The 21504-nt window shown below is 37.4% G+C and carries 22 protein-coding genes and 1 pseudogene; 3 read left to right on the top strand and 20 right to left on the bottom strand.

The genetic code is table 11. The features are described from left to right. On the top strand, nt 1-88 hold an 88-nt coding region (locus ACODS7_RS09825), incomplete at its 5' end, for a ribbon-helix-helix domain-containing protein (protein WP_488826579.1). A 31-nt stretch (nt 89-119) separates the two neighbouring features. Here the strand turns inward: ACODS7_RS09825 and ACODS7_RS09820 are convergent. The 16 genes from ACODS7_RS09820 to ACODS7_RS09745 form a co-directional block, all read right to left on the bottom strand. After that, nucleotides 120-1370: a replication/maintenance protein RepL gene (locus ACODS7_RS09820; RefSeq protein ID WP_488826573.1), complete on the bottom strand. Its 1251-nt coding sequence runs from the start codon at nt 1368-1370 to the stop codon at nt 120-122. 27 nt (nt 1371-1397) lie between these two features. After that, a complete protein-coding gene (locus ACODS7_RS09815) occupies nt 1398-1970 on the bottom strand; it encodes a hypothetical protein (RefSeq protein ID WP_256428330.1) in 573 nt (190 codons plus the stop codon). A gap of 22 nt (nt 1971-1992) precedes the next feature. Then, on the bottom strand, nt 1993-2931 hold the full coding sequence (locus ACODS7_RS09810; protein ID WP_488826570.1) for a bifunctional lytic transglycosylase/C40 family peptidase: 939 nt from the start codon (nt 2929-2931) through the stop codon (nt 1993-1995). A gap of 96 nt (nt 2932-3027) precedes the next feature. Continuing rightward, nucleotides 3028-3945, bottom strand: a complete 918-nt coding sequence (locus ACODS7_RS09805) for a conjugal transfer protein TrbL family protein (protein ID WP_336457310.1) — start codon at nt 3943-3945, stop codon at nt 3028-3030. Nucleotides 3946-3963: 18 nt separating this feature from the next. After that, entirely contained in the window at nt 3964-4869 is a 906-nt protein-coding gene (locus ACODS7_RS09800; protein ID WP_488826568.1) for a hypothetical protein, read from the bottom strand. Nucleotides 4870-4871: 2 nt separating this feature from the next. Beyond that, on the bottom strand, nt 4872-7169 hold the full coding sequence (locus ACODS7_RS09795) for a VirD4-like conjugal transfer protein, CD1115 family (RefSeq protein WP_488826566.1): 2298 nt from the start codon (nt 7167-7169) through the stop codon (nt 4872-4874). Next, nucleotides 7166-8980 carry a VirB4 family type IV secretion system protein gene (locus ACODS7_RS09790; RefSeq protein ID WP_488826564.1) on the bottom strand — a complete coding sequence of 605 codons (1815 nt, stop codon included), beginning with the start codon at nt 8978-8980 and terminating at the stop codon, nt 7166-7168. Before ACODS7_RS09790 ends, ACODS7_RS09795 begins: the two co-directional genes overlap by 4 nt. Before the next feature lie 3 nt (nt 8981-8983). Further along, a complete protein-coding gene (locus ACODS7_RS09785) occupies nt 8984-9658 on the bottom strand; it encodes a TraC-like domain-containing protein (RefSeq protein WP_488826562.1) in 675 nt (224 codons plus the stop codon). Between the two features lie 4 nt (nt 9659-9662). After that, a complete protein-coding gene (locus ACODS7_RS09780; protein ID WP_488826560.1) occupies nt 9663-9989 on the bottom strand; it encodes a hypothetical protein in 327 nt (108 codons plus the stop codon). A 6-nt stretch (nt 9990-9995) separates the two neighbouring features. Then, nucleotides 9996-10349, bottom strand: coding sequence for a TrbC/VirB2 family protein (locus ACODS7_RS09775; RefSeq protein ID WP_488826558.1), 354 nt, complete (start codon nt 10347-10349; stop codon nt 9996-9998). Then, the gene (locus ACODS7_RS09770) at nt 10315-10491 is read right to left on the bottom strand and encodes a hypothetical protein (protein ID WP_176545612.1); all 177 of its coding nucleotides are present in this window, start codon (nt 10489-10491) and stop codon (nt 10315-10317) included. The genes ACODS7_RS09775 and ACODS7_RS09770 overlap by 35 nt, the downstream gene beginning before the upstream one ends. Continuing rightward, nucleotides 10491-11999, bottom strand: coding sequence for a hypothetical protein (locus tag ACODS7_RS09765; protein ID WP_488826556.1), 1509 nt, complete (start codon nt 11997-11999; stop codon nt 10491-10493). Before ACODS7_RS09765 ends, ACODS7_RS09770 begins: the two co-directional genes overlap by 1 nt. Before the next feature lie 55 nt (nt 12000-12054). Beyond that, nucleotides 12055-12762, bottom strand: a complete 708-nt coding sequence (locus tag ACODS7_RS09760; RefSeq protein ID WP_488826554.1) for a type IV secretory system conjugative DNA transfer family protein — start codon at nt 12760-12762, stop codon at nt 12055-12057. A gap of 23 nt (nt 12763-12785) precedes the next feature. Beyond that, nucleotides 12786-12974 carry a hypothetical protein gene (locus tag ACODS7_RS09755; protein WP_488826552.1) on the bottom strand — a complete coding sequence of 63 codons (189 nt, stop codon included), beginning with the start codon at nt 12972-12974 and terminating at the stop codon, nt 12786-12788. Between the two features lie 190 nt (nt 12975-13164). Further along, on the bottom strand, nt 13165-15591 hold the full coding sequence (locus ACODS7_RS09750) for a VaFE repeat-containing surface-anchored protein (RefSeq protein ID WP_488826550.1): 2427 nt from the start codon (nt 15589-15591) through the stop codon (nt 13165-13167). Nucleotides 15592-15797: 206 nt separating this feature from the next. Next, nucleotides 15798-16028, bottom strand: coding sequence for a helix-turn-helix domain-containing protein (locus tag ACODS7_RS09745; RefSeq protein ID WP_078186597.1), 231 nt, complete (start codon nt 16026-16028; stop codon nt 15798-15800). A gap of 111 nt (nt 16029-16139) precedes the next feature. Between ACODS7_RS09745 and ACODS7_RS09740 the strand changes: the two genes are divergently transcribed. Further along, the gene (locus ACODS7_RS09740) at nt 16140-16532 is read left to right on the top strand and encodes a helix-turn-helix domain-containing protein (protein ID WP_078186598.1); all 393 of its coding nucleotides are present in this window, start codon (nt 16140-16142) and stop codon (nt 16530-16532) included. A gap of 281 nt (nt 16533-16813) precedes the next feature. Here the strand turns inward: ACODS7_RS09740 and ACODS7_RS09735 are convergent, their stop codons facing one another. Together ACODS7_RS09735 and ACODS7_RS09730 are read right to left on the bottom strand one after the other, a co-directional pair. After that, complete coding sequence (locus ACODS7_RS09735; RefSeq protein ID WP_336457124.1) at nt 16814-16960, bottom strand: hypothetical protein; 147 nt, start codon at nt 16958-16960, stop codon at nt 16814-16816. 70 nt (nt 16961-17030) lie between these two features. Then, nucleotides 17031-18176 (bottom strand): AimR family lysis-lysogeny pheromone receptor, encoded by a 1146-nt coding sequence (locus ACODS7_RS09730; RefSeq protein WP_488826547.1) that lies wholly within the window; start codon nt 18174-18176, stop codon nt 17031-17033. A gap of 486 nt (nt 18177-18662) precedes the next feature. Here ACODS7_RS09730 and ACODS7_RS09725 point away from each other — a divergent pair, with 486 nt between their 5' ends. Then, on the top strand, nt 18663-19889 hold the full coding sequence (locus ACODS7_RS09725) for a hypothetical protein (protein ID WP_488826545.1): 1227 nt from the start codon (nt 18663-18665) through the stop codon (nt 19887-19889). Between the two features lie 600 nt (nt 19890-20489). Here the strand turns inward: ACODS7_RS09725 and ACODS7_RS09720 are convergent. Together ACODS7_RS09720 and ACODS7_RS09715 are read right to left on the bottom strand one after the other, a co-directional pair. Beyond that, on the bottom strand, nt 20490-20681 hold the full coding sequence (locus ACODS7_RS09720) for a DUF3967 domain-containing protein (protein ID WP_488826543.1): 192 nt from the start codon (nt 20679-20681) through the stop codon (nt 20490-20492). Nucleotides 20682-20900: 219 nt separating this feature from the next. Further along, nucleotides 20901-21332: pseudogene (locus ACODS7_RS09715) on the bottom strand (MerR family transcriptional regulator); the annotation flags it as partial. Nucleotides 21333-21504: the final 172 nt, after the last annotated feature.

Raw genomic sequence — 21504 nt, 5'->3', positions numbered from 1 at the left:
GAAAGACACTCGTATTAATAAATCTAAATTACTAGACGAAGCTGTTAGCGATTTATTAAAGAAGTATGAGAACCCTACAAAGAAATAACAACGTAGGGTTCTATTTTGTTGTCCACTTCTTATTTTTCGAAACTCACTGAAACCTCTTCTTCCATCACGATTTCTTCTTGTTTTTCCTTCACTAAATCTGCAAATTTTTCTACCTGCTTTTCGTCTGTTACTTCTTCCGCTATGACTGCTAACTCTTCTTTTTGATCTATAATCTTGGCTTGTTGATTTACCAGTAAAATATGAGATACTTTTTCTACTTTTGTGACAAACTCTTCCGCATTCACTTGTTCTATACGATGAATATGAGGATGATGTTCCACAATATATTCCCGTAACGCTTCCATTGTCGCTTCAGGGTGTTTTTGAAATTGTTCTGTTACAATTGATTGAAAATCCTTTCGTACTGGATTTTCTACAGATGGATTTTCTTCTGTACGTTGGGCCGAATCAGGCATTAATGTCTCTGTTTCTTTGACAGTTTGCTCTTGTACCACTTCTTTTTCTAAAATTCGCTCCTTTTCATGGACAACTTCCTTCTGACTATCCTTTTCCTCTACAACAAGCGTTTTCTCCTGATTCGGTCTAGCCATTTCCATTTTCTGATTCAGTTCTTGACTCTTTTCGATAATAAGATTGTTCACCCGAACAACACCATCAATCAATTTATTTTTCGCATACTGTTTCACTTGCTCAGGTGCACCTTTTACCGTTTGTACGTTTTGTTTTACCTTTTGTACAAATGCTTCTTTAAATGTTTGGTAACTTTGCTTTACATTCTCTTTTAACGTATGAATAGATTCTTTCCAAGAAACACCTTTCTCTTTCTGTTCGTAATACTGATGAAGTGTCTTTTCCAAACTTTTAACATGCTGATCTAATAACTCTTTCACATCCTCTTTGGTCAATGTAGAACCTTTCGGATTTTCTAAATCGCTTTCAATCAGTTGTTGCACGTCCTTCATACTTTTATTCAATACGTTTTTTACTGTAACCGTTTGTAAGTTGTCACGTAACACTTCCATTTCTTTTGCTAACCCTTTTTCTTCAGAAGGGGGATGTTCATATTCAAATGCCTGATTCACTTCATATACACCCGACTGTAGTCTTTGTAAAAAGTTAGATTCTTGTAACGTCTTCATCGTTTCGCTGACAGTGCGTTCGGATACCTGTGTTTGTTCTGCGATTTCTTTTTGTGTCATATGCAATTGATTTTTTGCATCCAATCGTTCCATCACAAAATTTAATACTTGAATTTTTTTCTCCCCTTGTAATTGTAAATCCAATAGCGCATTCCAATTTCTATCATGCTTCATTTCCATATAAACCACTCCCTCTATATAAAATAATTAATTAATATACCCCTCTTCACCTAAAGGCTGTTGAATACTGATATCCCCTACAATCCATTTTTTCTTTTCAGGACTATATACCATCTCAATATCTAATACCATTTGCGTGGTACTCGTTACACCGTTTACAGTCGTATTAATCCACACACGAGAAAACACATTCGCTTTCTCACCATTTTGCACAGTTGTATAGTATAGCTTGACATCTTTTATAGTTGAAACAATCGTTGTTTCTGGTGGTGTTTTTTCTGGCTTCTTTTCCTCTCCTGCTGGCTTTAACTTCCCTCTTACAGACTCTGTTGTATATGGATCTATTTTCGCCCAACCTTGCTCACCTTTCGAAGTATCGTACGTAAAGAAGGCTCGTAAAAAGGCGTCTGTATCCTTTTTTACTTTTGTTTCTTCATTGTTCTCTTTTGCCTGCACCTTCTCTTTTAAGCTGGTATTTTCTTTCAAAACTTGTTTATATTTTGTTTCATATACTTTCACCTCCCCTTTTTGTTTCCAAGCATACCCAATCAATACCACTATACCTATAGATAAAATCAGAATTGCTATACTACGTCTCATTTCCCTTCACCCTTTCTCATCGTTACTGTACGCGACCAAACCCTGCGAGATGTTGCTGCCAAAATGGCGTCTTTAAATCTGCAAAATTAAGCGGATCACCCGCATGAAACATTTGCATGTTTCCTTGATATATACCTACATGTGTAATGTAAGAATCTGTTGGATAGGTAGAATGAAAGAATACGAGGTCTCCCGGCTTGGCTTCTTCCGCAGAAATCCGTTTCGTTTGATTCCACTGTAATTGTGCGGTACGATTAAGCTGGATACCTGCTGTATGATACGTCCACTGTATCAGCCCGCTACAATCAAATCCTTGCGTAGGATTACTTCCGCCCCACACATATTTTTGTCCTTTATACTTCGTTGCTTCACCCATCACCTTCTGAAACAATTCATCTCCTATTGCTCCCGTTCCACTCGTCCCGCCAATTTGGTAGTTTTTCAGCACTTTTTCGACATACGACACGTCGCCATAACAATAGGGGCTTCGGAAACCGCATTGCGTCCTTCCTCCATTGTGTGCTAGCGCAAATTGTTTCGCTAAGTCTAACGTATATGCGCCGCCATTTTTCTGTACAAAGTAGAAGAATCCTGTTCCAAAGTTATAGCTCTGAAGAGATAATTTAATACGTTCTATATCTGTTGGACCTGTGACACCTGCTAGTTCAAGAGAATGTTTTAATTCTTGTATCCCGCACCAAATGGAATAATCTGGATCAGGTATTCCATTTTGGACTTTAGGATATTTTGTATTAAATGCGCCTTCGGCAGCCTGCATGACATCTCGCAATGTCCCGTTCGATTCTTGCTGAATTAAAGCTAGCGCAAGAGGAATATAGGCTTCCATACCAAAGGTTTGCGCATGCTTTCTGACTAAGGGCTCCCATTTCATTACTTCTGGTGATACAGTTGCTGAGCCGACTCCCATCGGTGTCTGAGGCTTCTCACCCCCTCCCCACATCATACAAGTGAAACAACTCAGCAAAATCAGTATACCAATGAGTATAGGCTTCCAATTTCGTACAACGGTTACGGTTGCTTTGATATACACGTTTCATCATCTCCTCTTCATCAGCACTTGACGTGTCATAAATTTCAGCATACTTCCTGTACCACTTGCCACACCTGTAGAATAGACAAACTTTTGTAACACTGCTGGTGTTGTCACAACCCCTATTAAAATACCTGTTCCTAAAATGGCGTGACCCGATAACATACAATTAAGTCCTAAATATAAGAAACTGACTTGGGCGGCTGCTGTTCCCACAATAGCAATCGTTTCTCTCCACCAAGTTGAATACATATCCATCTCTTCATTTAAAGCGGATAAGGCGACAAAAGGTATTAACACATAGCAAAAGACAATTTGCCCGAGTCTCATCATCATTTGGATATACATCATCACAAACAAGATAGCAAGTAAAACTAAGAAGAAAATAGCAACGAATACGACCGTTCCTGCCATTTTCAATTGATATATTTTCGAAATATTCCCTAACACAATTTCACTAACAGATTGATTTCCTTTGTCTCCTGAATTGAGTCCTAAATATTTTACAAATTGCTCTACTACCAATCCTTTATCCGAAATAAATCCCACCCAGAATGAATTGAGTTTGATCATGATATCTAAAAATAACGGTAACATGAGAAGGCGATACGCAAATTTCCCGATATCTCCCATGATTTGAGACATCGTTCGTCTTTGAATCGAACCCGTAGAAATTGCTAAATACTGTTTAAATATTTGATGAAGGACAATCACACCTACTAAGGCATAGACGAGAAAACGAACCCAAGAGAACACATCTTGTATCACCTGTACCTTTTGATATTCCGCATCAATTTTTGTAACACTCACAATCGAACCTAAGAAAAAGTTTAAAAGCTGAATGGAGAGTTCTACAATCCACCGAGAAAAGGCTTCAATCGGATTCGTTACCGTTGTAAAAAAGTCTTTCACCGCTTGCCACATGCACATTCACTCCTTTTGTTATTGCGCTGGAGGCACAGTCGCTTGTTTTTGTTGTAACTTTTTGTTTTCTTCAATGACAATTTTGAGTTGCCCCACAATTTCTTTGATTTCAGATTCTTTCTCCTGCATTTGTTTTTGTAACTTTGTTTTCTCTTGTTCTAGCATTTGTATGTGTTTCTTTTGGTTTTCACTTTGTTTGTCCTGTTTTGCATTCACCCGTGCTGGTCGGATACTGTCTTTTGTGATAAGATACAAATTACAGGAAACCGATAGTGTCAACAATACGACACATAATTTGGTAGAAAGAGAGGAAGAGAAGGGTGCGAATGACCAATTTCTCTTTCTCTTTTTTTGTTTTTCTTCCGTTTCTTCTGGTTCTTTCACGAGTTCTTGCAACGCTTCCCATGTTGTAGATTGATAGATATGTTGTAAGAATTCATTTCTCATTTCTACTGATTGAAGCATGCAAGCTTCAAATGATTCGTTCGAAAAGGCAAAGGTAAGTAAACGTTTCATATGGGTCAACCTATCCTTTCGATTAAATCCCGTTACAGGCATGTGCTCCATCGCTTGATACATGAGTTTGACTTCCCCTTTTTTGTTGTAAAAAATGTTTTCTGGGATCGGAAGGAGCGTTGTTTCTTGATGTACTTGGAAGAGGTGACCCAAGCGAGACACCACTTTCCGTTTAATTGCTTCGTTTTCTTGTTGGATACGAGAAAATGATAACAAATGAGGTTCTTTTTCATACCGAATGATGACATCTCCTCGTATGATTTCCGCAAAAGTACACGGTAACAAATACGGTTTGGCTTGTTTGATGCTGTCAAATGGAGCTTCTTGTTTTAACTTTGTTTTCGAAAACCGATACACATATTCTGTAGCGGTTTCCTCTAGTGTCCCGTCCCCAAATACAATAATCATCGCTACACCCCCGCTTTCTCTTTTTGTTCTTTCCTTCTTTGTGCTTCTTTCTCTTCGATATGTTCCACTGGCGAAAAATCTCGTTTTTGTTCTTTATACATCAGACTGAGTGTAATGTGCTGGATTGCTTCTTTCACCTGTATCAGAAATTGTTCTTCTGTTTCCTTTACGTCATGGTGAGGAACGAACTCTATATCTGTCATCATGCAAGTTGGATTTTTCTGGATAAGAAACTGAATGCCCTCTTCTCCTTCTTCCTCCGCTTCTAAGTCCATCGTATACAAAGCTTGTATGCGTCCATTTTTCTTTTCTACCCCTACAGGTTGTAGCACCTCGTCTCCCCATAGTTCTCGTTTCACCGTAATCGGTAAGGATACGGTTTCTTTGGTATTTTGTTCTTCCTTCTGTTTCTCACTTTCTGATGTTTCCGTTGTTTCCTGTACGTCCCCTTCACTTGGTACAGATGCTTGCGATTCGTCTTGATTATGTTCTTGTTTTTCCTCTTCTGATACAAGGGAGGACTCTACCGTTTCTTTTTGCTTTTCTTGTTTGGGTATACTCGATTCTACTGACTTCTCTTTTAAATGCCATCCCATATCTGCCTTTTCTCCTACTTGGTCAGCGAACCAATTGTCTACCCATGCTTTTTGCGCATGAATGGGTAATCTACCACGCTGGAACACATAGCACTCATTCTCATCCATCTGATTTAAGAGTTCATCCGGCGTCTTAAGCGGTCTTTGTACGTAAGTATAGGAGTGTTGATTGCTATCCCATTCACCAGGCGTTTGGCTATCATTTCGCAACCTTTTTGTTGTCACACCCAATCGTTCTGAGAAATATTTCGCTGTGCCGAGGTCGTTTGTGCCTAAAAAAAGAGTCGTATCACAATTGGCCATGATTTCTTCTGTCTGCTTTTCCCCATAACGATCCATCAATTGCCCCATAGCCTGTATAATGATGGATACTTCTATACCGTAAGAACGTGTCGTGGATAAACGCTCCGCAAAATCTGGAATTCTCCCGATGTTGGCAAACTCATCTAGTAAAAAGCGAACTGGTACATCTAACTGATTATGATTCGTATCCGCATACGCATATAGCTCTTGAAATAGTTGGGCAAAAAATGTATTAATTAACGCTCGATACGTACGGTCAGCTACTGGTATCACCACATATAAGGCGATTTTTCGTTTTCCTATATCAGACAATTGAAAACTACTATATTTGGAAAACGTACGAACCGATTTTAATTTCCATAGTTTCATTGCCTTGGCTGCGTTACTTACAATCCCTGACCATGTTTTATCTGTTGCATTCTTGATTACACCAAACGCCATACGAGCAGAAGAATCTTCTTCTAAGTTGGCAAATCGTTTCTTTAATTGTTTCTCAGAGGGTTCAGTCAAGAAATCGTATACCGTGTCCATTGAATGTTTCTCTTTCGGCAGATTTTCTCTGACATATAAAATGCCTGCCGTAATCAAAGAAATGGCTTGGTCTTGCCAAAAACTATCTCCCGACTGCTGCCCCTCTTCTCCGCCTAAAACAAGCGTTGTTGCAAATTTTTCTGCATCTTCATCCAGTCCTACATAATCAATCGAGTTGTACATATCAGATAACGCCATATTTGAAAAATTAATGAGGTACACTTCATACCCCTGCTCTCTTTTCTCCCGAGAAGTAAGTTCATAGATTTCCCCTTTGGGATCCGACACGACAATCGATTTATTTTTCGTATTCACAACATTATTTAAGATATAACATCTTGTTTTTCCTGTTCCTGACCCACCAGCTACACATACATTTCGGTTTAACCGGCTGGTTTTCTTATGAACCATCAAATTATCATTATAGACTGCTAAAACAGTTCCTTCTTCTTCCTTGTCCGTAGTCATATTTTGTTCATCAAAAATGGTTGCTTCATTTGAAAGAGACGCACTCCCTAAACCTCCGTATTCGCTTGCATCTTCCACCGTATGTGGTTTTACCTTTCTCCATGTTTGAAAGGTTGTATAAGCGAACATACCCAGTAAGATAAGTTGTGCATATTGATACAATTCAAGTCCTAGTGCGAACAATACGGTTTCGATTGGACTCTTCAAGTAGGTGACCGCAAGGTCTTTTGCTGTACCATCTGGCAACTCCATTAACTCGTCTTTATGTTCTAATACAAAATCAATCATGCGAAGACCAAATGCCACCACATAATCAATCAAAAGACAGAAACTGAAGATCATTCCAACAGAAAACCAAAATGTCTTGCGAGAATCCGCCAAGGGCTTTTCTTTTCTACTCATCCCGCCTCCTCCTCTTTCGGTTTTCCACCCATCAATTCCCATTCCACCTCTGTGGGTTCAACGAGAAGATGAACTCGTTTATCTGCATAGATAAAAATACCTTGTCCCTTATTCTTCTTACGAGGTTTTAAAATTTTTCGTTCGCTATCTGAAAATTTGATCTGCGCCTGCGTCATCAAATCGTGAATAGATTTTTCTGCAAGTGGTAAGAACATTTTCATTAAACTATTTTCAATCACCGCTCCCCCGTAATTCTTTTTCCCATCGCTTGCTCGGAGCAATTCTTCTACCTGCTGCGTTGCGCCCCATACGCTTCCATCATACTTTCGAATCCGCTTCCAAATTTGATAAATAAATTCCATACTTTGCGGATTAGACGGGTCTGCGAATACGTGTAATTCATCTAAAAACAACGTCTTTCGCCCTGCTGTTCTCGTAATCTCATCCCATAGAAACGAAGTTGCATTGAACATCGCACAAGATTGTAAAGCTGAACCAACTCCTAATCTAGAAATATCAAACGAAATGAGTTGATTACGTAAATCTACATTGGTAGGTCCATTAAAAATACGATTATTCGCACCTGAAACGTATTGTTTCAGTACATAAGAGAACAACTTTAATGTGTCGTCTCCTTCCTCGATTTTTTTCATTAATAACGCATATAAATCTGCTAAAACAGGAAAATCTTCAGGGTCTTTTTGCTCAAAGTCTGTATCAAATGTCATGCGAAAAGGCTCTGATTCGTATAATTCCACTAGATAAGCATCTAATACCGCTAATTCATCAATCGTCATAGACGGACGCATAATCTTGAAAAAGACTTTTACACGTTCTAAATGCTCCAGTAATGGATTTCCTTTCTTTTTTGTATCTCGTTCATAAAACACGTGTAACGGGTTGACACGCGTATCTGTGGTATTGGACAGTTCAATCACTTGTCCGCCGAGTTTCTGAACAAATTCGCTATCTTCTCCTTCTGGGTCCATGTTAAAAATGCGAATGCCTTCCATAAAATCACGCATCAGTAACATTTGCTTCAATTTGGTTTTTCCGTAACCCGATTGTCCTAAAATAATGCCATTTCGGTTCTGTAATTCCCATTTATTCACCACAATGAGTGATTTTGTTTTGATATTTCTTCCCATTGCAATCCCACGCTTGGTAAACAATTCGGTCTCATCAAAAGGAAAGAAAGTAGAGAATGCTTTTGTATCCATATTTCTTCTCGTGTATTCCCCTATTTTATTTTCTACCATAGGCAGACAAGATTCAAACGCATCTTGCATCCGTGAACTTGGCACATACGCAAAGAGATTACGAGCAGAAAACGCATTGGTTACCTTATCCGTTAGCTTTCTTAGCTGTTCTAAACTCTCGGCATGAAGCCGAATCAAGAAATGTACCAACAACATCCCCCCTGTATCATTCGCTACTAAATCCTCCAGCATATTGTTGGCACTTTCCAATTCTTGTTCTGCTCGTTTTCTCATTTCAGGATTTAATTTTCCTGAAATGAGTCGTGCTTCTAACTCTTCAATCGAATTACTAAAATCTTTAATCATATCGGTAGAAGAGGTCGGTTCTACATGATAAGTAAAAGAAATATTTCCTTCTAACCGATACAATTTAGATAAGAACCCCATATAACTACTCGATGGATAATCGGTAATACAAAGGATACGCTCATATCCATCGCCAACCTGTATATAATCCCTTTCTTCTTCAAAGATAGCGGGGGCAATCTGATCTGCTACCGAAAAACGTTGGAAGGTTGCTTCTTTTTTTCTCTTTTTCTGAAATGACCACATGCGCTATTCTTCCTCTCTACGATTTTTTCTTCTCTTACCATGATCCACTGTAATATAAGGCGGAGATACCTCCTTAAAGCGGTTCATACGTGCTTGGTAGTTATTAAAATGTACTTGCAGAATTTGCACCATCTCCTGCGCATTTAAGATGTGGCACTCTAATCCATCCTCTGAGAGTTCTGTTAAATTTTCTCGTAACTGTTCCGCTCGTTCTAACAGTGTTTCTAGACCGTTCTGAATGCTTTCTTCCTCTCCCCTTACTTTCTCCTTTAACAGCAAGTAATGCGCCTTTTTCAGCGTATTCTGCACGTGTGAAGACTTTTCTAAATACGAAACGTATCCTCTTCTTAATAATTGACGCATGGTATTTGATTCCTCTTCAATTTTTTGTTTCTGATCTTCCACGTAATCCGATAAATCCACCGGTTCTGCGAGTACCTCAATTTGAAATTCACAAGGAATACCTGACACGATGCCTCCAAATTCCTCCATTAATTCCAATTTGTCGTCCTCTCCCATTAACTCTAAATTCATCGTCCCGACCCGAATGCCTACTACCAGTGTTTGATTCTTCGTTAAAATGGCTTGGTGGTACAAGGTCTGTATCGGAATTAAATCCTGTGTTCGCTTGATTTGTTGTCGCTGTTTTCTTTGTTCGTTCCACTTTTTCAAATTCATCTTTTCACCTACTTACTTTTTTATATAACAAAATATTTTGTTTCTTTTTTTTCTTTTTATAAAAACGAAACACATCTCGGAAATACGCACCTGCTTTCACATTACAGCCACGGACTGCTGGTAAAACAAGTAAGCCTGTAAAGAGGACAAAGAAAAATATTCCCAGTCCTAATTGTGCAAAGATATGGATAGGTAAAAGATACAGTCCACCTCCTACACTTGGAAGGATGAGAAGATAGTATCCTATCTCCTTCCACCCTATCCCTGTATTTGGAATCAATTCAAACTTCGCATTGATATTTTTTGGAATATGAATGTGCTTCAAACTCATCTTTCTCTACCTCAACTTTCCAACTACAAAGTTCACAATTAATGTTCCCATAAAAATAACGCCTGTCACCATCACAATCGATAGCATATCGCCTTTGCATTCTGCTTTCTCTGACGGATTATTTGCGAGCTTCATTTTGATTCCTTTCCATCCAAACATACAAGCTCCAACGGATGGGGCAACGAATAGAATAATAGTCGATACAGCATCTACAATACTTTTAATCTTTTGTTTAATCTGGTCTTCTTCACTAGCAGCAAAAGCAGTATGTGGCGTAAATAGAATGACACATATCATCGCAAACATTGCATACTGCCAAACCGTTTTATTTTGAAATAGATTCTTTACCTTTTGTTTCATCGTAGCCACTCCCTTTCTTCTCTCCCCACTTTATGTCTAGCTCTTCCCCATTCGACTTTGGGTCAATGATAAACACCTGCCCTTTCTTACTTTGCTGGGCTGTATAGAGCATACGTGCGTAAGTATAATCCGCCATTCCCACTACACTTGCCCTCCTTGTTCCATTGGCGCCTGCTTGGATGTGTCTGCTGTAGAAGATGGTTTCTCGGGTTCTTTTGGTGGTTCAACAGGTGGGACTTGCTTTTGTTCTTCTACTACTTTGACTCCCACTTTCGTAACAGAACGATTTCCCGCTTGATCAGCTGCCATCACTTCTACTGAAATATCTCCTGCTTTGCTCGTATCATACGCTCCAATCGTTACGGTAGGGTTTGCATCCTGATTATCTTGTACAGTAACCAAATCTTGCGGTAATAACTTCGCTCCAACTTTTACGGTAACATTCTCTTTTGGTTTAACTACAGGCGCTTCCGTGTCTTTATTTTCCTTTACATCTATTACTTTCACCGTAACCATGACACTTGCCTGATTTCCAGAGCGATCTACCGCAATAACTTCTACCTGTATCTCTCCTGCTTTGCTTGTATCGTACTTACCAACAGAAACAACTGGATTTGCATCCTTGTTATCACTTACCGTAACGATATCTTGTGCGGAAAGAATATGACCAACTGGCACTATAATATTCTCTTTTGGTTTAATCACAGGCGATTCCCTATCCTTATCTGCTTCGGAGTCGATAACGGTTACTGTTACCCTGATACTAGAACGGTTCCCTGCTTTATCAATGGCAATGACCTCTACCTGTATCTCTCCTGCTTGATTTGTGTCATAGTTCCCGTTAATCGACAATAACGGACTCTGATCCATGTTGTCGGTTACGGTAACCAAATGATGAGGATTCAGATTCTGTCCTTTTTGTACCGTTAGATTCTCTTTTACTTTCATTTTTGGTGCTTCGCTATCTACGATTGGTTTCGGCTGTTCTGGTTCTGTGGGCGGTTCTACGGGAGGTTTCGGCTTATCTCCCCCATTTCCACCTGTAGGTGATATAATAACGGGCGGTTTCGCTTGATCCCCTCCTCCATCATCTGCTGGTGGCATAATGACTGGTGGCGTAGGCTTATCAGGTTCTGTTGGCAGTTCTACCTTCACCTTTTCTATATTGGTTGGTGGCGTAGTTTTTTCAAGTGAAATGGATTCTTTTGCATTTGATGTATTTCCTAATGGTGTCAAGATAACTAGCGGTGATGGTTCCATTTTTGGTGGTTCGATTGCAGGCGTTGGTAACTTTTCTTGTTCTACCTTCGCTTTTTGATTCGTCTGAAGGATGGTTGTTAATTGTTTCGTTTCCTCTTCTGTCAAATATTTTTTAGCGGTATTCGTTGATACAACTGGTATGGCATCTTTTTTTGTTACAGACGTTATATCCCCTACTTCTGGCTCAGAAACCTCTTGCTTCTGCCCTGTCTCTTCCTCTTTTTTTATTGTTTCTGTTTTCTTGTCTTTCTTCACTTCTTCCGTTTTTTTCTGATTCTTTTCTTTGGAAGATGCTTCTTCTTTTCCGAAACAACCTGCCAGAGAAGACAATGCCAGCACTGTCCCACTTACAATCGTGACTTTCTTTAGAAATGCTTGTTTCCTCTTCATTTCGATTCCTCCATTTGTCTAGTTTTCTAGTCATCTAGTACTTGCAATCAACCCGTTATATAGGGATTTTCTGCGGAAGATGATAGGTATCCATAACCACCACTTCATTTTGTAGCAACAACAGTTCTAGATAATCATATTCACTGATTCGGCTGAACAATTTCGCCTCCTCCATACTATGTGTGCCGAAAAACAACGTCCGTTCACAATTTGTTAGTATCTGATTGGCAGCTTCTTTCCCATAAATTTGCTGAAGACTTGCATGGGATTGCACAATCAAAGAAAGATACATCCCTTTTTGCCTTACCACTTGTAACCAAGATAAGAGATTGGGAATGGGATACAACTCATATTCTTCTAAAAAAAGATGAATTGCTCGTTCCCTAGCAGTTTCTTGCACCAAATCGAACAGCTTTTGCAGGCGTTCCCCTCGCTCTTGATACGTACTGTCAAGGAGATTGGCGTGAATATATACAACAAACTTTCGGTCTGTCACACACACAAGCCTATCTTGTAATCGTTTCTCAAACTGTGGATGAAGAAAGTCCAATTGTACGATTTCATATCCTTGCTGCACCTTTGTTTGATGGGTCGCATGATAGATTTCCTGTTTCCCACTCACTACAACGATGATATTTTTTTCTTCTTGCTTTACATTCGGAATGGTATAGCCTCGTGTCTTTCCTACGCCCGTGGGACCAACCACATACACATGTCCTTCCTTTCCTTTTTCAAGCTTAATTTCTGTAGACCCGATTAACATGTTCTTCACCTATCTTTCTCTTTTTATATAAACCAGATGAGACTAATTACAAGCCAAAACGGAAGAGATAACAAGTAAACATTTTTGCACCCTTCGAAAAAACGTAACGATTCAACCTCTACTTCATCAGCTCTCTGTTGATGCTCTACTTGTATCTTCCAATTACTCATTCCTTCTCCAGATTTACCAACTACCTTTTGATGACGCCTCATGTTTCTCCCCACTTTCTAATTTCAAATTATCCTCTCAACCGACACCCTTTACACCTTATGATTCCCCGCCACCCTTTTGTCGCTGAGAGTCTTTCCTTATTCGTGCGGAACATTTACCTTTTTCGTGAAATACGCACAACTTTCTGCTGAATCGTTATTCAGATTATCAAACTTTCTTATCGTTATCCTTTTATTCCTTCACCTTTCGATGCACACGATACGTATGGATAGCTAGGCATCCACCTACTAGCATCACAATCCCGCCAATCCACATCCAATATGGATTCTCTTCTTGACCACCTGTTGTCGGAAGTATCCCTTCTGCTTTCTTCGGCTGCGTTTCTACCGCTTTTACCATTGGCTGGGCTTTGGCTGGTTGTTCCACTTTTGGTTGTGGTTGTTCAGGCTGCACAGGTACGTCTGGTATCTTTGATGGCGTTTCTGGACGCTCAGGTTTGGGCTGTACAGGTTTATTCTTGAACGTAACGGTTTGCCCTTTATCTTGGATGTCACTGTGCGTTGCCACTAACACACCGTTTTGATACACGTCTTCAAATACCACCACTTCTTTTCCTTCCAGCGCAGAAGCATGGAAGGTGAAGTCTACTGTTACAAAACCATCTTTTTCTTTTGCAGTAAATGTGGATGTTGCTGTTACTTCTTTTCCATCTACTACAAATGGTTTGTTTGTTGACTTATCCATGAGCTTTCCTTTTACGACATACTCTTTCCCTACGACGAAGTCTTTGTACGCCACTTTATCTTGGATTGTGACAGCATTCTTCGCTTCTAACTCTTTCGAGCCATCCTCTTTGTTTGTGGCTGTTGTTTGGACAGAAGGTTTTACAAACTTGACTGTTTGCCCTTTATCTTCTATATCACTGTGAGTCGCAACAACTTTGCCTTCTTTTATAAGGTTCTCAAACACTACCACTTCTTTTTCTTCTAAACCAGTTGCATCAAATGTAAAATCGAGTGTAATCGAACCGTTCGCTTCTTTTGCTGTAAATGTAGATGCTGCTGTGACTTCTTTCCCCTTTACAACGAGTGGTTGATTTGAAGCTTTATCCACTAATTTCCCTTGAATCGTGTACTCTTTTCCTACTTGTAGATCTTTGTAGACCACTTTATCTTGGATCGTGACAGACTGAGACGTGTGCATTTCTTTTGCTCCGTCCGTTTTATCTGTTGCTGTTGTTTGAATCAATGGAATCTTTTCATCAGCAACCGTATGCTTCACGATTTCCCCATTCTGCTTGATTTCAAACGAGAAGGCTTCTTCGTTCAACATGAACCCTTCGGGCGCTACAACCTCACGGTACGTATATGTACCGAACGGGATTTTACTAAACTTCGCAATTCCTTCTGCATTTGTCTTACCTTTTGCTACGATTTCTCCTTTCTCATTTCGAATCTCAAATTCTGCATGTGGTAGTTTCACATTCTCATCTGCAATATCCACTTTGGTTACTTCTAATTCCCCGTAGATTGGTTGATTCTCAGCTGTAATCGTTGCAATTTCGCCTGTTTTCACTTCTACCGTTTGAGGCGCATCATTCAAGATGTAACCTGCCGGACTTTTCACTTCTTTTACTACGTAAGAACCGATTTCCAGGTTATTCATCCTAGCAATACCATCTGTATTTGTTGTTATCGTTCCCATACTCTTCTGGTCGCTTGCTAGCACTTCAAATACTGCTCCTGCAAGTGGTTTCTTGTTTTCATCCACTTTTCGGATTTCCAAACCACCCATCGATTTCCAAAAGACCTGTATATCCTGACTCACTTTCTGTTGACTGCGTTCTAATAGAACTGTCGCATCCTGAATGCTTTCCGTCCCCTTATATACAACAGCATGTTGATTTGTCAGGTTCGCTGTTACTTTCAATGACAATTCTGCACTTTTGGAGGATTTTGGCACTTGTACACGGAATGTTTCTCCTAAGGAAAACGTTTCTTTTGCTTCCCCTTGTTCTGTGACAATGCGTGTGCCCACTGGAGCTTGATTCAGCGCTACCTGATACGTCCCTTGCTTCGCATTACTTTCTACTGTATACTGAGTGGTCTCAAAGTACGCACCATTCAGCTTTGCTTCTTGCTTGTCAGTTGGTTTCACGTTCATAAATACATCTTGTGTATCTTCCATGTGATCCGCTGCGTATCGAATGGCTTTCACAGCACGTTCTACTTCCGAATCTTTAAACTGTAAATCGTCTGGATTTAGCTGTCCCAGTGCTACCCATACAGAAAGTTGGGTCGCGTAATGAGCCTGTTGCCAAGTAGAAACCCCAAGTTGTTCTGGTGTTTTTTGCGGGTATCCATTTAGTAACACGCGATACACCACATCATCGGTACGTCCGATTTCGGGCAAGTCTTGCCCATCAGGAGATTTCTTCCCATAGACTAAACAATAGGCAATGTGCCCATTGGCATTTTTCAGAAGCTCCGTTCGGACATCTTTCCCATATTGTGGACTGTATGCCCACGCGATTTCGTATTTCTCGCGGTGGATGACTTCTGCACTCGCAGATTTCAGCGGAATCAGTACACTGATGAAGAACATACAGATACTCATCAAGACAGTAAAAGGTTTCGAATACACAATTTTTTTCGTCATATACTAGTAGCTCCTTTTTGAGTATGAAATTTTCAAAGGCCTAAATAGATTGAATGTTTTTAAAATTCGGTCTAATCTAAACAAAAAAATATGCTTCTTGAATATAGTTTCTACTTGCGGTTGGAAATGTTTGAATTCTTTCCTATTTCCTATACAATGTACATTGAATGCATATTGTATGGGTATACTTATCAAGTTAATCAGAATCATGTGATTTTAGCTCGATAATACGTGGGAGTAAAGAGATCACCTATGGGCACATTCAAATACGCTGCAATTACAATAGCTCGAGATGCAATTGTACTTTTTTTCCCTGTCTCAATTGCTTGTAATACCCCATAAGGAATACCTAAATCTTTCGAACATTGCTGAATTGAAATCTCTTTTTTTTCACGAATTAACCTGATACTTGCTACATCTTTTTGGTGAAGAGTCATTATTCTCACCTCCTATCATTCTGTTCTTTTTTATTATATAACACCTTTAAGATTAAAACAACCTCAAAGGGTTAATTTTAATCTTAAAGGGTTAGACATGGAGGATTATACATGGAGATTAACAATATATTTGCAAAAAATTTAAAGAAATTAAGAGGAAGAAAAGGGCTCAGCAGAAGAGAATGTGCTATAGCACTAAATATTCCATATACTACTTTAACAAATTGGGAGAATGGTTCTAAAGTCCCTAGGATAGATCGAATACCTGACATTGCCAAATTTTTCAATGTAACTGTTTCAGAGTTATTAGAATACCCTTTGACTAATGAAGAAGTACTTCATACCGATGATTGTCACGAAGATCCAATAAAACGTTTATCACATATTTTATATGAAAAATACAAAAATGTTCCTGATGAATATAAACCGGAGCTAGAAAAAGAAGTACTTAAATACGCTAGATTATTAAAAATAGATATCGACCTTAAAAATAATAAATATTAAATTAAAGCTAGAGGGATTTCCGCTAGCTTTAATTTCTAAAAAAATAAAAATTATTTACTATTATACTTTTCGATTAAATCTAACAAATCACTACAAAGATCAAAATCAATATTGCTCTCTTCAATTATTAATTCATATATTTTTCTAAAATCAAACACTTCCATATACCTCACTTTCCCTGAAAAGATTGTGAAAACATTAACTAACATTCTTTTTTCTAAGTTTATCAAACAAAAAGAATGTTATATAAATGCAGAAAAGACATCTAATAGATGTCTTTTCTAATTTGTTCCACCAGGATCCGCATGAACTTTATTTATTTGATTAATAAATGTGTATTCTTTGTTTTTACCTTCTGTTCTGTAGTCACCAAAATCCTGCAACAAAACTGCACTCAAAAAATATATGTATATTATTATTTTTTTCATTGTCTAACTCCTCTTAAAAGAAATTTAATTAAATATTCCGAAAAAACACTTTTCTTTTTCCCAATACATCCTAAATATTTAATCTATTATACATTTCATTTGCATATTGTACAAAGAAGAAATCATTGTATGATTTAAACCTGTCTATAGCTTGTAATATTAATTTTTTATCCGAATATATTACTCCCTTATATGTTAATTGAATCGGCGTCAGCATTCCCCTTTTTTCCAATTCTTCAATCCCATTTCTCGCTTCCTGTACTTTCCCCTGTTCAAAATAATACATACATTTTTCTGCTGGGTGTAATGTGCCAAAATCAATAGTTTTAATGTCTCTTTTCCAATATAATTTAGTGAAGTTTATATTGTTCACTATAATTTCCTGTTTATATTTACAATTTCTTTTGATACATAGAGTTAAAGCTGTATCTAATTCATGTATTGCATCCTCGTAATTTCTAAAAATTGTATGCTCTCCAATACGTGCATGTAACATCGCCTGCATAATCGGAAAAAACCTCAAATCCTTATATTTCCATAACAAATCATTACAACTTCTAAAACGCACTGTATCATTTTTTCTATGTAAATAATAACTCCAGATATCTGTAATCCAATAATCATATAAACTTTGCACTTCTTGATCTTCTACATTAATTAGGTTTTCAATGGCTCTATTTTTATACACCTCAAATATATTAAAATCCCCTATATCACCTAATATTGATATCTTTAAAATATCGCATAATATAAGTAAATCTACCTCACTTTTAGTAATCTTTTTACGAAGTTCATCAACTGCACCATATATCACTTTACTATTCTTTATCCTTTTAGCTCTAGCATAAAATAACTTCATAACATCTGACATTTTCCGGATATAACAATCATCACATTCCATACTTTTCTGAATTAAAAATTTCAAGATGGATTCATTTCCATTTAAATATGCAACCACAAATAATCCCCGCATATTACTTTTCACTCTTTTGGAAATTGAATTAAAATTCTCTATACAACTGCGTTCCATTAACTCAACACTATTAGGGAAAACTTCATGTGCAATCTTTGCAATTTTAATAGCTGATAATTCTTTCCCCCTATTTCCCCACTCTGATATTGATGAACTAGATGTTTCTGTAACTCTCGCTATACTTCCCCAACTTTTGTTATTGGATTCTAAGACTTTGTTAAAACGTTCATATACAATATTCATACCCCTTCTCCTTTTTCAGTAAATTAAAATTTTTCTTTCCTATCCCTCTAAGTTTTATAAGTATATCATGACTATTTTCATATTTTGGGAGATATGCACTTATGCATATTGGTAATTAAAACCATATGAAATATCCTTATTTTTTATAATTATTATATAATAATTATCTTTTTATTATATTGAGAAATATTAATTTTAAGTATTATTCCTTAAAATTAACCCTTTAAGGTTCATTTTTTCAATTAAAGAATTGCTATTATTTAAAATCTTCCTTATAATAAAATAAAAAAACCCCACTCACATCTTTTTAAATTGGTATGTAGCCGGCAAGCACGAACCAATTTAAAACCCATTGAAAGTAGAGGTTTTTATATCACATAATAAAATATTTACTTGTTTTTCATTATAACATGTCTATTACATTATGTGAATAAAATCTCTTATTTTCCAAAAAAATATGTGTATTGGGATTTAGGAGGCTTTTTTATGTTAACAGGTACGAAACAGATTACTGCAAGTGATTTTACAAACGGTATTCAAATTGGCACAAACTCATTTCAAACAAATATGCAATTTAGAAAGACTAATACAACGTCCAAGTTCCTCATGCATGGACCAAAGTTTTTCGACGAGCTTCGTATCTATTTGCTGAAAAATAACGAGCTTGGCGAATATGCTTTGCCATCTTCTGCTTTAGCTACACTCATTTTACTTCATTACAAGGTAGATGATTTAGGGCGACTTCCTCGTAATTTTACATTATCGATAATCGCCAATGAATCTGATATCCCTTATTCTACGATTCATACAGGCTTTCAAGCCTTGCTTCATGCTGGACTGGTTCGGGAAATTTTCATTCATGGCATTCCCCTATATGAAATTTGTAATTACGCAAGATATAATCGTACTGCAAAAGAAGGGAATACACATGCGGACAAACTCTCTTATTTCCGTATTCCTAACTTATTGTTAGAGACTTCTATTTTAAAAGAGTTAGTTTCCCATCGTGACAGCAAGGGTATTATTGAATTTTTAAACCTATGCACTCACTTCACTCATCAACTTGAATATAGCAAAAATTCTGTTGAAGATTATTATTGCACTCGCAACATGGACGGCTTAAAGGAACGTTTAGGGCGAAATGCAAAAAAAGTTCGTAACTATTTGAAAATTATCTCACCAGTTTTCAATTTTGATGCTGCTATAAAAAAGGTTAGAAACCCACGTAAAGGGCGGATAGCTCGCATACGTGAAAAGATTCAACAAATTGTTATCACTCAATTTACAGTTAGTATCAATTCTGCATGCGTGATTGAAAATGATCGAGCTGAAATGAGACAAGCAGAAGCTAAAATGCGTAAAGAAGCAACAGCCCGTCTTGAATCCATTGGCATAGCATTAACCTCGAAAGATCGTAAAGACATTGTTGTTTCTTATAAAGGAGAAGTCTCACGAATCGCTACATATATTAAAAACAAACAACTTCGTGATGATTTTATGACGTATACGATGAGTTATGCAATGGATCAATGTGAAAGTTTCTTAGCACTTGGAAAAAAAATAAAATCAATTGGTGGCATGATCCGAGCAAAACTGCGTGAATCGTTTATTCCATGGGCGGAACGATATTTAGATGATGATACGCGTCATGCACTTGTACTAGAACTCATTTCTCATGATATTGATGTACCTGATGCATTCAGGCTTACTTAAATTTTAAAAACTAAATAGACGATAGCCTTGTTCAAAAAAATTCACTCGGACAAGGCTATTTGTCATGTTGAAACCAATCAGACAATCATTCTATTACCTTATAATTCTAAAAAACAGTAGGGCTATTTTTCCTCCCTAACTGTTTTTTTATGTTCCTGTATACTAGATTACGCTTCAATACTTGTGGAATTGTTAGTAAATCTATACTTCAATTGTGTAAACCTTAGTATATTGTTATAAAATTTGTGTGAATCTGAATAGTTTGTAGTTGTAGTTATGGATAAGTTAGTATTCCGATTCGATTTTTCAGACAATTCATCGGGACTTAGAGCCACAAGAGTTTTCAAGCTTTTCTCTTCATCTATATAGTATTTGTATTTTTTATATTATTATTAAAACTTTTATATAATAATTGAAGTTATTACTTAATAAATGAATTTATACATAAAAGATGAACAATCAATATACAACCGCTTTATGCATACTAATGTAATTTTGGGGGTGATTTTAGCAAACTTTAGCAAATTCAGAAAATACAAAGAGAGGATTTGACAAACTTACAATCCCCTCTGAAGTTCAATATTGATCTTTAAATCAGAACTACTTTTTAAATAATTTAGTAAACCAAGATTTGTCATGTTTACTAGATGTTATTAACTTGTTTGTTTCTTGAACCTCTTTCATCAGTTCTAACAATTGTTGATCTTTACTACTTATTTTAGAATCAAAAAACTTCTGTTGTTCCTCAATTTTAGTAAGAAGTTTTTTATTCGTTTCCACTACTTCTCTCATATGTTTGTTTTTTGCAAAATAAAAGTGCAGAGTATTGCAGCGAAGTTTCCTGCATGCAACTTTACTTGGAGAAGAGGGCATGATAGCCTGAGTCGGCACGCCAGTTATTGATACTGCTGGGTTCTTGGCGAATGAGTCATGCCCTTAGAGGCTCCATGTCAAGTTGCTCACCTCTGTATTTTGCGTTGCACTTCTCTGTATTTTTGCTCTGCTGAAAACAATATGTTGAATGAGCTGTATATTTTGTGCTTCTTGGTTTTGAAGTTGTATAGCAACTTCTTTCATATTCTCATACATTATTTGTAGAATGGGTTTATTCATACCATCGTCTTGTATAGCGTCTTCATCAATCACAATATAGTTTACAGTACCCTTTAATACGTTCTCAATTACATCTGGTGGTTCTTGTGCATCCTTCATGTTGGCTATTAGCTTAAAAAGTTCTAAGGATTCTCTCTGGTATCTTAAAGTTCTTCCCTTTGTTCCTGGCACTGTTGCTAAGTATGGTTTGAATTGATCTCTCCAAGCTTGAATGGTTGTACGGGGTTTTTGAAGTATCCGTGCAATATCAGCAAGAGAATAAGTTTTTTTATACGTACTGTCCTGGCTGCCGTGCCACGATTCCTCTGTGTGATCTTCCCTAGTCGTCATTCGTCGTCACCACCTCGTTTTATGTCTTTAATACGTTATTTCAAGTTGGCGTTTTATCGTTAATGGTTAAAATCAATGTTCGTCATGTTGTTGAATATTCGTTATTCGTCTAATTCGATTATTAATAAGTGTTTTCCTTTCATAAAAAGTTTCTAAAAATAAGTACGACTTA

It is taken from the genome of Bacillus sp. FG16, from assembly GCF_057809515.1.
Note: the sequence above shows the minus strand (reverse complement) of the source record. Positions and strands in the feature narration are given on the sequence as shown.